Origin of the sequence: Bradyrhizobium sp. BRP20 (assembly GCF_020194215.1) — a bacterium.
In the GTDB taxonomy this organism is placed as follows: domain Bacteria; phylum Pseudomonadota; class Alphaproteobacteria; order Rhizobiales; family Xanthobacteraceae; genus Bradyrhizobium; species Bradyrhizobium yuanmingense.
This window is the reverse complement of the sequence record NZ_JADYVY010000002.1, coordinates 605195-621146: the sequence shown is the minus strand read 5'-3', so window position 1 is coordinate 621146 and position 15952 is coordinate 605195. Positions and strand designations below refer to the sequence as shown.

The window sequence follows — 15952 nt, the reverse complement described above, 5'->3', positions numbered from 1 at the left end:
CGGCAGATCTCCGGTGCCGTCTCAGCGCGTCCCCAGCACATTCCAGATCAGAACGAGGGCCGCGACGAGCAGCAGAGACATGATGATGCGATGAACGAATCGATTCATTGCAGGTCCGTCCAGACGGTCTAGCTGCCAAAACCCAAGATCGATTCCCTTCCCCAGACGGGCTGGAGTCCGTCTGCACGGCGATTTGCCTGCACCATTGCGCACGCGCCTGCAAACGCTGTCCGCGCAGCAGGCCGCCGCATGCCTCCATTCATGATTGGTAAGAACTTCATGCTACCGGTGCGAGCAATAACAACCATTCCGTAGGGGCTGTGATGAAACTGCTGAGTCATTTGAAGATCCGCACCAAGCTTGCCAGCATGGTCTGCCTTGCGGCTCTCACGGTCACAGCCATCATCGGCGTATCGGCCGTGCTCAGCAAGAGCCGGATGATGGAGGACCGCGTCCAGCAGATGCGGACCGCCGTCGAACTCCTCTACAACTACGCCCAAGCGCTCCAGGACGAAGTGACCGCCGGCAAGCTGACGCCGGCCGAGGCCAAGAGCCTGTTCCACCAGCGCGGCCGCCGCATGAACTTCAACGGCAACCAGGGCTATCCGGTGGTTTACAATCCGGACGGCTCCCTGGTCGTGAACGGCGCCAACCAGCAGCTCGAAGGCAAGATCACCGGCGCCAAGGATTCAAACGGCGTGCTGATTGCCGACGCCATCATCAAGGCCGGCAGCGAGACTGCGCAGGGCGGCGTCACCTCCTATCTCTACCCCCGTCCCGGCCAGACCGAGCCGGTCCGCAAGACCGTGTTCGCGCGCAAGTTCGCGCCCTGGAACGTCATCATCAGCTACGGCCTCTATGTCGACGACATCGACGCCGATGTGCGCGCCTTGACGCTGGAGCTTGGCGCCATCGGCATCGGCCTGATGCTGCTGATGGCGGCGCTGTCCTGGCTGATCGCGCGCGACGTGCTCGGCGCGCTCGACCGTCAGAAGAACCGCATGCAGGCGATTTCCGAAGGCGCCATCGACAAGCCGGTCGAGGAGACCGACCGCGGCGACGAGATCGGCCGCATGGCCGAGACGCTCGAAATCCTCAGGCAGACCGCGCTCACGGCCCGCACGCTGGAGGCCGAGCAGGTCGCGGCCAAGGCCCGCAGCGAGCAGGAGAAGCGCGAGGCCCTGATCGCCCTTGCCGACCGCTTCGATGCCTCCGTCGGCCAGCTCGTCGGCCTGATGGCCTCCGGCTCCGGTGAATTGGAGACCACGGCCAAGTCGATGTCGTCGACCGCCGAAGGCACCAATCGCCGCGCCGCCGTGGTCGGCTCGGCCGCCAATGAGGCCAGCCAGCGCGTCCAGACCGTCGCCTCCGCCGCCGAGGAGCTCTCCTCCTCCATCACCGAGATCAGCCGCCAGGTCGCGCAATCGGCCGAGGTCACGGGACGTGCGGTGGACAGCGCCCGCCGCACCGACACCATCGTGCGCGCACTCTCGGACGGCGCCCAGCAGATCGAGCATGTCGCCGAGCTGATCTCCAACATCGCGGCGCAGACCAACCTGCTCGCGCTCAACGCCACCATCGAGGCCGCCCGCGCCGGCGAAGCCGGCCGCGGCTTTGCCGTGGTCGCTTCCGAGGTGAAGTCGCTGGCGAGCCAGACCGCGGAAGCCACCCGCGAGATCGGCGACAAGATCGCCCAGATCCAGGGCGCCACCAAGGAAGCTGTCGATGCGATCGGCGGCATCACCGCCACCATCGAGGAGGTCAGCCGCATCGCCACCTCGATCGGCGCGGCCATCGAGGAGCAAGGCGCCGCCACCGCCGAGATCGCCCGCAGCGTCTCGCAGACCGCGGAGGCGACCAAAGAGGTCACCACCAATATCGGCGGCGTCTCCACGGCGGCCAACGAGACCGGCAACGCTGCCGGCATGGTGCTCGCAGCAGCCAGCAACCTCTCCAAGCAGGCCGAGCAGCTCTCCGGCGAAGTCGGAACATTCCTGAAGGGCGTGCGCGCGGCCTGACGCCCCGCTCCAGCCTCAAAACGTTTGGCGCGAAAGCATCGCCACATTCGTCATGGCCGGGCTTGTCCCGGCCATCCACGTTTTTGGCCGCGCCGCACGAAGAACGTGGATGCCCGGGACAAGCCTGGACAAGCCCGGGCAATGACGAGCACCTGGGAATGTGGGGATTACCGCCGCGCGAGGGTGCAACCGCTCGACAGCTGGCGCGTCGATCCGGTCGAGCCGTCGTTCGAATGCGATGGGAATTCCTCGAACGGCGAGTTCTGCTTGCCGGTGTTGAACTCGAAGATCTTGCGGAACAGGCCCGGCGCCATCGCCGAGATCGGATTGACGCGCATCACGGGCGCGGCTGGCGTGCCGACGACCTCGTAGGTCACGCCGATCAGCCCCTCATTGTTGCCGCCACCGAGGAAGATGCCGAACAGCGGGATCTGGCCGAAGATGTTGTTGACGCCGTACATCGGCACGAAGGTGCCGCTCATGCAGACCTGGTTGCCGGGATAGTCGATCGAGCCCTCGATGGTGGCACCGATCATCGGCCCCTTGACCACGCCGTCACGGACCGTGAGCGCACCGTTCTGCCGCGTGAACTCGGCGCGAAGTGCGCTGAAGGAGACGCCATTCCCGGTCCCGTTCGGCGCGCCGGCGGCAACGCGTTCGAGCTGCGCCTCGCCCTTCACGGTGAAGTCGCGGACATTGATCAGGCCCTCGCGCGCGGCGTTCGGCTCGGAAGACGGCGGCTCCATCGCCACCACCATCTGGCCGCCGACCGCCTTGGTGTAGGTGTCGGTGAAGCGCAGCAGCGCGCCGGCGTCGTTGGTCTGCAGGTAGATCACCTCGCGGTTGCCCTGGGCACGGCCGCCGCGCAGGTCGGCAGCGACAGGCGTGTCGCGGCCGATCTTGCCGCTCAGCGTGAACGCCTTGATAGCCCCATTGCGCTTCGACATCTTGGCATCGAGGCTGCGCATGGCCTCGCCGTTGAAGCCGGCGACGGCACCGAGCTTCACGTCGATGTCGAAATCGACGTTCTTCAGCTTGTTCTTGTCGTCCTTGGAATTGCCTGAGATCGCCGACTTCAGGAAGCCGCGGCCGTCGAACACGTCGCCACGCATGGTGCCGCGCAGCACCCCGTCCTGGCTGCGCTCCACCCTGAGCGAGGCCTTGTCGCCGTCGGACGGCGCGTAGGTCGGGAAGTTCGCGTTCACGAGATCGCTGTTCGCGTCGAGCTCGAGCGAGCCCTTGATCGAGGCGCCGCCGCCTTCGATGACGATGTCCTCGAAACGCGTCGATTGCGCCGTCGGCACGACCTTGAAGCTGGCCTTGCCGGACTTGCCCGGCAGCTTGACCCAGCCAGGCAGGATGTTGTCGAGCCTGACCGCGGTCAGGTCGGCCTCGACGCCGAGCTTCGTCGTCTGATCCGCGCCGCTCGCGATCTTGCCCGACAGCTTGATCGGCAACGATCCGATGACGGCGGGGCTGAGATCGAAGCCGAGCCGCGCGCGGCTGGCATCGTCCAGCGTCGCCTGCAGCCTGACATCCGCGTCGCCCTCAGCCGGCTTGCGATAATCGAGCGAGGCCGCCTGGCCGTTGATCTTGACGTCGCCCTTGACCTGATAGCCCTGGTTGTTGGCTGATATCTTGAGGTTGTTGGCTTCCAGCTTCTGGTTCATCACCAGCTTGTCGGCGGCAAAACCGTTGAGATCGGCGGTGACGGCGTAGGTGGTGTCGGCCTTGGTCAGCTCGCCCTTGACCGGCATGCCGAGCTGGATGTTCGCCGAGAACGTTCCCTTGCTGGTGTTGGGATCGACGACGGTCGCCGACAGGTCGCTCAGCCGATCATTGGCGAGCATTTCAGCGGCCGCGGGCACCGGCCCTTCCACACGGAATCTGCTCCGCGACGGCGACGGCTTCGGCGCCATGTCGGGCACCTCGAAGACGAAATCGGAGATCGTGACCTTGCGGCCCGCGGGGGTATCGGCAATGCCCTGCCCGATGTTGACGGTCGCGGTGCGTCCGGTCACGCGCGCCTTCAGATCGGCATCGCGCACCACCGGCATGCCGTCCACGGGCCGGACCGCAACGCCGCTCGCCACGATATTGACCGACAGGCCGTCGTCCGGAATGGGCGGACCCTTGCGCGGCAGGTTCCTGGTCGGCGAGTTGACGCCGATCTCGATGCGCTGGAGCGTGCCGCGCTCGATCCGTTCGATCACCCATTCACGCAATTCGGGGACGATCAGCGTCGGCCACATCCGCTTCAAGGCGGAGGCCGACATCGGCGTGCCCGCAAAACCGAGGGTGAGCCGCGGCTCGCCCGAATAGTCGAGGGCGCCGGTGCCGGCGACGCCGATCTCGCCGTTGGAGACGTCGGCCTGTGTCAGCAGGATGCGCTTGTGGTCGGCGTCGAAGCGGAAGCCGATCGCAATGCGGTTGAAGACGAGCGGCGGCTCGTTGTCGATGCCGCCGAGCAGGATCGACCCGCCGCTGAAGCCGAGCTGCCAGTCGTTGATGTTGCCGTTGGGTGGCTCGAGATGGGCCAGCAGCGTCAGGCGGTTCGCGCCGGAGAGAACCTTGAACGGCGCGACCAGCACCCGCCGGTTCGCATCCCACTCGACGTTGATCTCGGCCGAGTCGATTGCCATCGGGTAGTCGGGCGTGTCGGTATCGATGATATTGCCGGCGCCGGCCGCGATCTTGCCGCGGAAGAAGGTCGGCACGCCGTCGCGGCCGAGCTCGCCCTTGAGCTCGCCCGTCAGCGGCAGGTCGGCGGTGTAGGTGAGGTCCTTCACCCGCAGCGCCAGCAGGATGTTGGAGGTCGAGACCTTGTCGGCCTTGATGTCGACCGAGCGCACGCCGTTCTTGGCCGGTCCGATCGTGGCGCGCAGCAGCCACGGACGCGCGCCCTGCTCGCCGAGGCTGAGCGCGACGCCGCCGCGGCTCGGCCGCCTCAGACTGAGCGTGATGTTCTCGAACGACCATTTGCTGCCGCGCTGCTGATCGTCGACGATCAGGACGCCGTTTTTCAGACCGATCTCGTTGAGGTTCTGACCGTCGAGGCCCGTCATGCTCAGGCTGTCGAGCCAGTCGAGGCCCTGAAGGATGCCGCTCTGCGCGGTCGCCTGCGGTGCGGCCTGCGATGCGTCCGGGCTCGCAGGCGCGGTCGCGAATGGCGGCGGGGGGACACCGCTGCGCGGGAATGTCGGCGGCAGGCCCGCATCCTTCTTGGACGCGACACCGGTCGCGAGCGGCTTTGCCGTGTCGCCGGCGGACACGGTGACGGTGCCATCGGGCGCAATGCGGATGGCGAGCTCGGCATCGACCAGGTTGAGACTCTCGGCACGCAGGTGCCCCATCAGGAGGGCCGCACCCGACAGCCTCACCTCGGCCTTCGGCGCGCTGGCGACGACGGCGTGATCGCGGTCGCGAACGATGATGTCTCGGATGCGGACGGCGACGCGGACCCGGCCGGCCCGCTCGATCTGGGTGCCGCCGACCTCAACGGTGTTGCCATGGCCGATATTGTCCTCGATCGCGGCTGCGAGCCACGGCGTTGCGATGTCCAGATTGATGGGACCGGCGCCGAGCCGCCACCACAGCGCACCGAAACAGCCGACGAAAATGACGATGACGGTGGCGACGGCCACCGCCAGGCGCTTCAGCCAGCGCCCCCTACCTGTCCAGCGGCGCAGCGCGCCAAATCGACCACCGAAGCGAAGAAAGCCCGAACCGGAACGCGCCAGCAACCGGCGTGCGCGATTGCGCGCAGCCGCTTCCTGATCCGGATCCCAGTCGGCGTCGTCCCATTCCTGCGGCTCGAATTGGCCGCCGCGCCGATCAAAATCCCGGTTGTAGTCCTGGGGCGACGTATTCCTTGCCATTGCCTCTCGATACAGGCGCCCGTCATAGGACTGAGCGCCGCCGGGACCGCAGCCGTTCGCGGGAAGTGATGCTCCCTGCGCCGGCACTGCCGCCATACCTCGAATATTCCTGCTGTTCGTCATTTCGCCCCGGGAGCGCGTTCAACGAGCAGTGGGGTGGTGCGTGGAATTCCTTGTAACCATACTCCGGCGTCGCCAGACTTGCCCAGCCGAGGGCACGATTCCGGCTCGCCGGACAAGAGCTGCAATACCGCTTCGGTTGACCTGCCGAAAGCGTCGAAAGGAAGGCGTATGTCCAAGAAATCCCGAAAGAAATCGTCCAAAACGCCCTCCGGCAGTCCGACCGCTGAAAAGAAGTCCGCAAAAACGCGGGCATCGACTCAAACAAGATCCGCGAAAACGCAGCGCACACCGGCACGCAAATCAGCTGCGACCGTAGCAAAAGCAGGATCACATAAGGCCGCATCGAAACAGTTAAAATCCTCCAAATCCGCCTCTTCTCCGGCTGCCGCCAAGTCGGGCTTGAAGTCCGGCTTGGCCGAGGGCCAAAAGGCCCCGGCCTTCCGCCTGCCGCGCGATGGCGGCGACGTGGTCACGCTCGCCGACTACGCCGGCCGAAAACTCGTCCTGTTCTTCTACCCCCGCGCCGACACCCCCGGCTGCACGCGGGAGGCGATCGACTTCACGCGCCTGGCGGGCGCCTTCGCGGCCGCCGGCACCGCCGTGCTCGGCATCTCCGCCGATCCGTTAAGGGCCCAGGAGAAGTTTCGCGACAAGCACAAGCTCGGCGTCCCCCTCATCTCGGACGAGACGCATGAGATGCTGGAGGCTTATGGGGCCTGGGGCGAAAAGTCCATGTATGGCAAGAGCTTCCTTGGGATCCTTCGCACCACGGTGCTGGTCGGGACTGACGGTAAAGTCGCGCGGATCTGGCGCAATGTCCGGGTCGATGGCCATGCCGACGAAGTGCTGGAGGCGGCAAGGAGCCTTTAACCAATCCTTTAAATTCGCGCGTTCCCATTTGCGGAAAATTAACCATGAGCGGCCCAGATTGCGGCGGCAATTGAGCCGCAAGGAACCCATCCGACCGGCGCGGGAGTGCCGATGTCGAAAAGTTCTGCCCAATACTCGCAGTACCCCCAACATCATCCTCACGATCACGGACGCGCCTTCCGGCGCCCTCTGGGTGCCCCGGCGGCGGTAACCGCGATTCCCCTGCCCGCCACCGACGATGCCTACACCATCGTGCATGCCGGCAAGCAGGTCCGCTTCGGACCCGTGGTGTTCTGGATCGTGGTCGGCACCGTGGTGCTGCTCGGGCTGTGGTCGGCCGCCACCGCCACCTATTTCGCGTTCCGCGACGACGTCCTGACCCGGCTGATCGCCCGCCAGGCCGAGATGCAATACGCCTATGAGGACCGCATCGCCGAGCTGCGCGCCAAGATCGATCGCACCACCAGCCGTCAATTGCTCGACCAGGAGCAGTTCGACCAAAAGCTCGATCAGATCATGAAGCGCCAGACGGCGCTCGAGTCCCGGGCCACGGCGCTCGGCGCCATGCCCGACGTGACGGGCTCGATTCCCCGCGCCGCTCCGCAGCGCAGCGATGCAAGCCCGACCACGCCAAAACCGTCGCCCATCAGCGACACCGTGATCTTCGTGGCGCCACCGGATCGCGAAGCGCGCCTCGAATCGCGCGCGCCGAGCGTTGCGGCAACGCCGACCAGCCAGTTCGCCAAGAACCGCGGTTTCGACAACGTGCTGGTCCGGCTCACGACCTCGCTTGATCAGGTCGAGCGGCGCCAGATGGCGACGCTCAACGCGGTCGAGGAAAGCATGGATTCGCGCATGCGCCGGATGCGCAGCGTGGTCAGCGACCTCGGCCTGAACCTTGCCCATCTCGAAGCCGCCGTGCCGCGCAGTGCGATGGGCGGACCGTTCGTCCCGGTCAAGCTGACGGCGAATGCCGGACCGTTCGAGAAGCAGCTCCACCGCATCCACACCACGCGCGCCGAGATGGACCGTCTCAACCGCACGCTGGCCTTGGTGCCGTATCGCAAGCCCGTCATCGGCGAGGTCGAGTTCACCTCGGGCTTTGGCGTGCGCAGCGATCCTTTCCTGGGTCGGCCCGCGATGCACACCGGCCTTGATTTCCGCGCCGCCAGCGGTGATCCCGTCCGCGTCACCGCCTACGGCAAGGTGGTTTCCGCCGGATGGTCCGGCGGCTACGGCCGCATGGTCGAGGTCGACCACGGCAACGGGCTTTCGACCCGCTACGGCCATCTCTCCGAGATCAACGTCAGGGTCGGCGAAGTCGTGAAGATCGGCCAGGTCATCGGCCTCGTCGGCTCGACCGGCCGCTCCACCGGTCCGCACCTGCATTATGAGACCCGCATCGAAGGTGAAGCGGTCGATCCACAGAAATTCCTGCGCGCCGGCGTGCGGCTCAGCGCGGGTTAGGCCCGCGCTTTTCAGTTTCGCAGCGCAGAGCTTCCCGAGAGCCAGAGATGGCGGCCGAGAGCTTGCGCAGTAAGCTGAATGCACGCCCGTCAATCACCAGCAGCGCGCTGGCGATGACGATCGAGCCGGCGATCTCGCGGCCGGAGATCGGCTCATCCAGCACCAGCCAGCCCAGCAGGATGGCGGTGACGGGAATGAGCAGCGTCACCAGCATCACGTTGCTCGCACCCGAGCGCCGCACGATCTGGAAGAAGACGATGTAGGCGAGCGCCGTCGAAAGCCCGGCGAGCCCGAGCACGGCGAGCCAGGTCGTGAGGCTCGGCATCGGTAACTGCCAAGGCTGCTCCACGACGCCGGCGACGACCGCTATCATCACCGTGGATGACATCAATTGAAACGTCGCCGTCCCCAGCGGCGCTGCGTCCTGCAGCAAGCGCCGCGCAGCCAGCGCCGCAAAGCCGTAGCTCAGTGCCCCGCCGAGGCAGAGCAGAATGCCGAGCCCCTGTCCCGGCCTGGTCTCGAAGCCCCATCCGCGCAGCAGGATCACGCCGACAAAGCCCAACGCCACCCCGGCCAGGCGGCGCATCTGCAAGGCCTCCTGGCCCGCTGCAATCATCACGGCCACCGTGAACATCGGCGTGGTCGCGTTCAGGATCGAGGCCAGCCCACTCGGAATGAAAGTTTGGCCGATCGCGATCAGCGAAAACGGGACGACGTTGTTGAGCAGCCCGATCGCAATGAACGGCGCCCAGCCCGTCCAGCTCCTGGGAAAGCCGATGCCATGTGCGCGCAGCAGCGGCAGCAGCATTGCAGCGCCGAGCGCGACGCGCAAAAACACCAGTGTGAGCGGCGGCATTTCCCGCAAGGCTGCGCCGTTGAAGAAGAACGAGCCGCCCCAGAGGATCGAGAGCAGAGCGAGCAACGACCAGTCGCGTGCATCGATCCGGTGGTCATTGTCGGGCATGGGGTCTTACCTCAGCCCCATGGCCTAGAACGGTGCGATCAATGTCGCCACCCGATTTCTGACGAGGTCCCGGTTTACAAACCGATGCTCGGCGCGAATGGAGTGACTGAGGGGCACCGGTTAGCGCGGTTTGACTAGGATGGCTTCTTCGGCCGCGACACCAGCTCGATCATCCTGCCTTCATCATCGTCCGGCATCACCGCTTTCGCCTGCGCGTACGCCTCGACCGCGGCGCGCGCGACCAGCGGCTTGCCCGCGAGCAGGCTCTCGGCGAGCTTCACGGCGTAGGCGGCATCCTTGTGCCGCAGCGCTGCGGTGAAGGTCGCGCCGCTGAAATCGCGGGCGACCATGCGCTTGGAGTGACGCGCTACCTGCGGGCTTGCCGCGACGCCTGCCTGGATCGATTCCAGCACCAGGTTCATGTCGAGCCCGGCCTGCTCGGCAATCGCAAGGCCCTCGGCGAGGCCGGCGATCTGGATCGCGCCCATGAGATTGTTGATCAGCTTGTAGACCGTGCCGGAGCCGACCGCGCCGAAATGGCGGATGGTCGAGCCGATCGGCGTCAGATAGGGCCGCGCGCGCTCGAGATCGGCCGCGTCGGCGCCAACCAAGAGCGTCAACTTCCCGGCCGCCGCCGCGTCCGGCAATCCCGTCACCGGGCAGTCGATATAGATCAGCCCGCGCGCGTTGAGCTCGCGGCCCATCTCACGGGAATGGTCATAGGAGACGGTGGAGCATTCGATCGCGATGGTGCCGGCCTTCGCCGTCTTGGCGGCGCCGTCAGGCCCGAGCCAGACCGCGCGCGAGGCCTCGTCGTCGGCGACCATGGTCACGACCGCGTCGGCATCGATCGCGGCATCCTCCGGCGAGGTCGCCCAAATCGCGCCGCGCGCGATCAGGTCCTCGGCCTTTGCCTTGCTGCGATTCCAGATCGTTACCGTGAAGCCGGCATCGAGATAGCGGCCGGCCATGCCATGGCCCATCCGCCCAAGCCCGATGAAGGCGATTCGGGACATGGCTAGTCCACGTCCTCGACGTCGCCGGCGGTGGTGCCGAAGGCGCGCTGCGCCAAGGTCGCGGCCATGAACTCGTCGAGCTCGCCATTGAGCACGCCCGATGTGTCGGAAGTCTGCACGCCCGTGCGCAAATCCTTCACCATCTGATAGGGCTGCAGCACGTAGGAGCGGATCTGGTGGCCCCAGCCGATATCGGTCTTGGCGGCCTGGTCGGCGGCGGCTTTCTCCTCGCGCTTCTTCAGCTCGATCTCGTACAGACGCGCGCGCAGCATGTCCCAGGCCTGCGCCCGGTTCTTGTGCTGGGAGCGGCCGGCCTGGCAGACCACGGCGACGCCGGTCGGGATATGCGTCAGGCGCACCGCGGATTCGGTCTTGTTGACGTGCTGGCCGCCGGCACCGCCCGATCGCATCGTGTCGACGCGGACGTCGGATTCCTTGATGTCGATCTTGATGCTGTCGTCGATGACGGGGAACACCTGCACGCTCGAGAACGAGGTGTGCCGCCGCGCGTTGGAATCGAATGGCGAGATGCGCACCAGCCGATGCACGCCGGCTTCAGTCTTCAGCCAGCCGTAGGCGTTGTGACCGGAGACCTGGATGGTCGCCGACTTGATGCCGGCCTCTTCGCCCTCGGACTCTTCGAGATACTCGACCTTGAAGCCGTGGGTTTCGGCCCAGCGCGTGTACATGCGCAGGAGCATCTGCGCCCAGTCCTGGCTCTCGGTGCCGCCGGCGCCGGCATGGACTTCGAGATAGGAATCGAAGCGGTCGGCTTCGCCCGAGAGCAGTGCCTCGAGCTCGCGCCGCGCCACTTCCTTCTTGAGGTTCTTCAGCGCAGCTTCGGCTTCGGCGACGACGCCGTCATCGCCCTCGGCCTCGCCGAGCTCGATCATGCCGATGTCGTCTTCGAGCTCCTGCTCGACCTTGCCGATGCCTGAGAGCGCATCCTCAAGCGAGGTGCGCTCCTGCATCAGCTTCTGGGCTTTCTGAGGGTCGTTCCAGAGATTGGGATCTTCTGCGAGCTTGTTCAGCTCAGCGAGGCGCGCCGTCGATTTCTCGACGTCAAAGATGCCTCCTCAGCAGCCCGACTGACTGCTTGATCTCTTCTACCAACCGTTCGATTTCGGCGCGCATGTTGTTCTCTGTCTTGCGGAATCCCGCGTGCAGTTCGAGAGGGGATGTAGCGGCGGCGGCCGCAAAGCGCAACCGCCCGAACCGTGATCGCCGGCCTTATCCGCGGCCTACCACAACCCGCCAGTGCCCGGCCGGAAGAGGAAGCCGGAATCCGGCTGCTGCTGCTGCACCGGCATGCCGCGCCCGTCGGCGTCGGCAACGCCGATGACCGAATAATTGTCCGGCGGCGCCGTGCCGGGCTTGAAGGCTTCGAGGATCGTTCCGCCGGTCTCGCCGGGGCCGGCGCGCATGCCGGTCTTGGCGACGACGCGAACGAGCTTGATGCCGGCGGGCACCTTGAACGGGACCGCGGGCTTGTCGGCGAGCGCGAGCTTGAGGAAGTCACGCACGATCGGAGCAGCGAGATGACCGCCGGTCGCGGCATTGCCCTTACCGAGCGGACGAGGCTTGTCGTAGCCCATGTAAACTGCGACTGCGATGTCCGGCGAGAAGCCGACGAACCAGGCGTCCTTGGCCTCGTTGGTGGTGCCGGTCTTGCCGGCGACGGGCTTGCCGACCTCCTTGATCACCGTGGCCGTACCGGACTGCACCACACCCTCCATCAGCTCGGTGATCTGATAGGCGGTCATGGAATCCAGCACCTGCTCGCGGCGGTCGATCAGCTGCGGCTCGGGCTGGTTCTTCCAGCCGCCCGGCGCGTCGCAGCCGCGGCATTCGCGCTGGTCGTGCTTGAAGATGGTGCGGCCGTAACGGTCCTGGATGCGGTCGATCAGCGTCGGCTTCACGCGGCGGCCGCCATTGGCGAGCATCGAGTACGCCGTGACCATGCGCATCGCCGTGGTCTCGCCGGCGCCGAGCGCGTAGGAGAGATAGTTCGGCAGTTCGTCATAGACGCCGAAGCGGCGGGAATATTCGCCGATCAGGGGCATGCCGATGTCCTGCGCGAGGCGCACCGTCACGGTGTTGAGCGATTGCCGCAGCGCATTGCGCAGCGTCACCGGTCCCTGGAACTTGCCCGAGGAGAAGTTTTCAGGCCGCCACACGCCGGCGCCCTGCCCCTGGTCGATCTCGATGGGCGCGTCGAGCACGACGGTCGAGGGCGTGTAGCCGTTGTCGAGCGCGGCCGAATAGACGATCGGCTTGAACGACGAACCGGGCTGCCGGTAGGCCTGCGTGGCGCGATTGAACTGGCTCTGGTCGAACGAGAAACCGCCGACCATCGCGAGCACGCGGCCGGTCCAGGGATCCATCGCCACCATCGCGCCGGAGACTTCCGGAATCTGGCGAAGCCGGTACTGGCCCTCGACGGGGTGGCCGTCCTTGTAGAGGGGATCGGCATAGATGACGTCGCCGGGCTGGAGCACCTGCGACACCGCTGTCGGCGTCTTGCCTCTCGTGCCGCCCTGCAGCGCCCGCGCCCAGCGCACGCCGTCGACCGTCACGATGCCGGTCTCGCGCTGCTTGCTCACCGCGCCGCCGAGCTCGCGGCCAGGCTGAAAGCCGATCCGTGCCGACTGATCGCTGGTCTCCAGCACTACCGCCATGCGCCAAGGCGAGATGTCGGACAGCGACTTGATCTCGGCGAGCTTCACGCCCCAGTCGCCCGAGATGTCGAGCTTGCTGATGGCGCCGCGATAACCCTGCTGCTCGTCATAATTCACGAGGCCGGCGACCATGGCCTTGCGCGCCATGACCTGAATCTTCGGATCGAGCGTGGTGCGAACCGACAGGCCACCCTCGTAGAGCTTCTTCTCGCCGTAGCGCTCGAAAATGTCGCGGCGCACTTCCTCGGCGAAATATTCGCCGGCAAAGGTGTGGGCGCCGTTGGAACGGCTGGTGACGGCGAGCGGCTCCTTGCGCGACTTGTCGGCGTCGGCCTGCTTGATCCAGCCGTTTTCCACGAGACGGTCGATCACGTAATTGCGGCGCTCGATGGCGCGGTCGCGGTTGCGGACCGGATGCAGCGTCGCCGGCATCTTCGGCAGCGCCGCCAGATAGGACGCTTCCGCCACCGTCAGCTCGTTCACCGACTTGTCGAAATAGACCAGCGAGGCCGCCGCGATGCCGTAGGCGCCGAGGCCGAGATAGATCTCGTTGAGATACAGTTCGAGGATTTTGTCCTTCGAATAGGTCTTCTCGATGCGCATCGCCAGCAAGGCTTCCTTGATCTTGCGTGAGAAGGAGACCTCGTTGGTGAGCAGGAAGTTCTTGGCGACCTGCTGCGTGATCGTGGACGCACCCTGCGGACGGCGGTTGGAGCCGTAATTCTGCAGATAGAGCAGGCCTGCGCGCGCCATGCCGGTGTAGTCGATGCCGCCATGCTCGTAGAAATTCTTGTCCTCGGCCGCGAGGAACGCGTTGATCACGAGCTTCGGCACCGCCTGGATCGGCAGATACAGCCGCCGCTCCTTGGCGTATTCGCCGACCAGCGAACCGTCGACCGCGTGCACACGCGTCATCACCGGCGGCTCGTAATCCTGAAGCTGAGAGTAGTCCGGCAAGTCCTTCGAGAAATGCCAGATCAGGCCTGCCACGGCCCCGACGCCAACAAGGAACACCACTGTTCCCGCGGCGAACAGGAAGCCCATGAACCGCACCAGCAAGCGCATTATCTGTTTATCCGTTCAAACTCTGGATCAGCCCAGTATCAGCCCTTTGGCACACAAAACGGTACCAACCTCACGCCGCGAATTCACCGGCTTACGCAATCACATCGAGGCCGGACTTAAGACGCTTGCCGAACAGGTTCTCGCCGATTCCGGAACCCTCTACCGGTTTCTATAAAGCGTCCGCTGTGGCCAAACTAGGGCCTTCGGGCCGGGAGGAACAAACCGGCTCAGTTCGACGTCCCCGCCGTGGCCATCCGCTTGGTCAAAAATCCGTCGATCGCCTGGGCCATCGAGCCCACGGCGCGGGACCGCCAGCCCTCGGAGACCAGGTGCTCGAGATCTGCCTTGTTGGAGACGTAGCCGATCTCGACCAGCACCGATGGCACGTCGGGCGCCTTCAGGACCCGGAAACCGGCGGACTTCAGGGGATGCTTGTGCATTCGCACCGTCTGCTTCATTTCGCTCATCAAATGGCGGGCGAAACGGTTTGAAAAGGTGCGGGTTTCCCGCTGTGTGAGGTCGATCAGGATGTCGGCGACGTCGGTCGGCTCCTCCGCGAGGTTGAAGCCGGCGATCGCATCGGCGCGGTTCTCCGCATCCGCCAGCCGCTGGGCCTCGGCGTCGGACGCCTTGTCGGAGAGCGTATAGATGGTCGCGCCCTGCGCATCCCCTTCCGCCCGCGGCAGCGCATCGGCGTGGATCGAGACGAACAAGGCCGCCTTGAGATTGCGGGCGATCTTGGTGCGGTCATTGAGCGGAACGAAGGTGTCGTCGTCCCGCGTCATGACCACGCGGTACTTGCCGGCTTTTTCCAGCTTGTCGCGGAGCGCCAGGCCAAAGGCCAGCACCAGGTTTTTCTCGCTCTCGCCGCTCGACTGCGTCCCGTTGTCGATGCCGCCGTGGCCGGGATCGATCACCACCACCGGTCGAGTATCGGCCTTCTGCTGCGCGCCATCCGGGGCCGCGGCACTGGGAACCGTGGCAGGCGGCGCTTCAGCGATTGCGGGCCGCAGCTCGGGACGGTTCTCGGGGGCACGCGACGACACGAAGGCGGTGCGGTCGACCTCCTCCAGCTCGAGCACGAGCCGGGCGGGTTGGCCGTTGGCCGCCTCCAGCACGTAGGATTTGGCGATCTTCGCCGGTCCGGTCAGGTCGAACACGATTCGCGAGCCGCCGGGCATGACGAGCCCGTAGCGGAAGGCCTTGACCAGCCCCCGCCCCCCGCTTCCGGTCCCGGCGGGCAGCTGAAAATTGACCTGCGGCACGTCCACCACCACGCGGTAGGGGTCGCCCAGCGTGACGGCGCGGAAGGTGACGGTCTGGTCGAGGTCGAGGATGAAGCGGGTCTGCTTGCCGTCGCCGGCCAGGCGGGCGGCCGAGGCGACCGGAAAATTCGCCGCAACGGCAGCAGGTTGCAGCCGGCTCTCGGCGGCGATCAGGCGCGCGGAATCGGCACAGGGCAATGCCGCAGTGCACAGCAACACGCCCCCTAGCAAAATCCGTCGATTTGTGCGGCTCGCCACCGATTCCGTGCCTCCGAGCAGCTCTCTTAACGCAATAGAACCACAGGGTTAATCGATCCTTAATGACGGAAACGCGAAACTCGCCGACTGTGACCGCCGTGCGACGCTCCCTTGCACGGATGGCTCATTCCTCGTATGTACGGAATGCTGACGGCCGATATTTCCGGTTGTGTCGCATTCAGCCTCCCGGTGCAGCGCCGGAACTCTCAAGGTTTGAGAATTCCAGCGTTTTCCACTTCCCTCTATGACCAGCGCGGTGCGCGGCAGCGAGGTGGAGCGGGTCAAGCCCCGGCGGCGGACGGTCTCGGGCTACCACTCATGTTGCCGGGACGGTTCTGACAGCGGCGTAA

Annotated in this window: 9 protein-coding genes; 3 read left to right on the top strand and 6 right to left on the bottom strand. The window is 65.8% G+C overall.

Translation table 11 applies throughout. The annotated features are described in order from the left end of the window. The first annotated feature begins 323 nt into the window (after positions 1-323). The gene (locus tag I6F33_RS07610) at positions 324-2018 is read left to right on the top strand and encodes a methyl-accepting chemotaxis protein (RefSeq protein WP_036000014.1); all 1695 of its coding nucleotides are present in this window, start codon (positions 324-326) and stop codon (positions 2016-2018) included. Positions 2019-2185: 167 nt separating this feature from the next. On the opposite strand, the gene I6F33_RS07605 is transcribed toward I6F33_RS07610, so the two are convergent. After that, positions 2186-5992 (bottom strand): DUF3971 domain-containing protein, encoded by a 3807-nt coding sequence (locus I6F33_RS07605; RefSeq protein WP_225141794.1) that lies wholly within the window; start codon positions 5990-5992, stop codon positions 2186-2188. 195 nt (positions 5993-6187) lie between these two features. Here I6F33_RS07605 and I6F33_RS07600 point away from each other — a divergent pair, with 195 nt between their 5' ends. Both I6F33_RS07600 and I6F33_RS07595 read left to right on the top strand, forming a co-directional pair. After that, on the top strand, positions 6188-6889 hold the full coding sequence (locus I6F33_RS07600; RefSeq protein WP_225113980.1) for a peroxiredoxin: 702 nt from the start codon (positions 6188-6190) through the stop codon (positions 6887-6889). Positions 6890-7000: 111 nt separating this feature from the next. Then, positions 7001-8356 (top strand): M23 family metallopeptidase, encoded by a 1356-nt coding sequence (locus I6F33_RS07595; protein WP_192893223.1) that lies wholly within the window; start codon positions 7001-7003, stop codon positions 8354-8356. Here the strand turns inward: I6F33_RS07595 and I6F33_RS07590 are convergent. The 5 genes from I6F33_RS07590 to I6F33_RS07570 form a co-directional block, all read right to left on the bottom strand. Further along, positions 8343-9320, bottom strand: a complete 978-nt coding sequence (locus I6F33_RS07590) for a DMT family transporter (RefSeq protein WP_225141792.1) — start codon at positions 9318-9320, stop codon at positions 8343-8345. The two genes, I6F33_RS07595 and I6F33_RS07590, sit on opposite strands and share 14 nt — an antisense overlap. Positions 9321-9454: 134 nt before the next feature. Beyond that, positions 9455-10336 (bottom strand): NAD(P)-dependent oxidoreductase, encoded by an 882-nt coding sequence (locus I6F33_RS07585; RefSeq protein ID WP_109143907.1) that lies wholly within the window; start codon positions 10334-10336, stop codon positions 9455-9457. A gap of 2 nt (positions 10337-10338) precedes the next feature. Further along, a protein-coding gene (gene prfB / locus I6F33_RS07580; protein ID WP_100213427.1) for a peptide chain release factor 2 occupies positions 10339-11470 on the bottom strand; the annotation gives its coding sequence in 2 pieces (ribosomal slippage) (positions 10339-11400 and positions 11402-11470; 1131 coding nt in all). A gap of 107 nt (positions 11471-11577) precedes the next feature. Further along, complete coding sequence (locus tag I6F33_RS07575) at positions 11578-14079, bottom strand: penicillin-binding protein 1A (RefSeq protein WP_036022896.1); 2502 nt, start codon at positions 14077-14079, stop codon at positions 11578-11580. A 227-nt stretch (positions 14080-14306) separates the two neighbouring features. After that, entirely contained in the window at positions 14307-15602 is a 1296-nt protein-coding gene (locus tag I6F33_RS07570) for an N-acetylmuramoyl-L-alanine amidase (RefSeq protein ID WP_225141790.1), read from the bottom strand. Positions 15603-15952 lie beyond the last annotated feature (350 nt).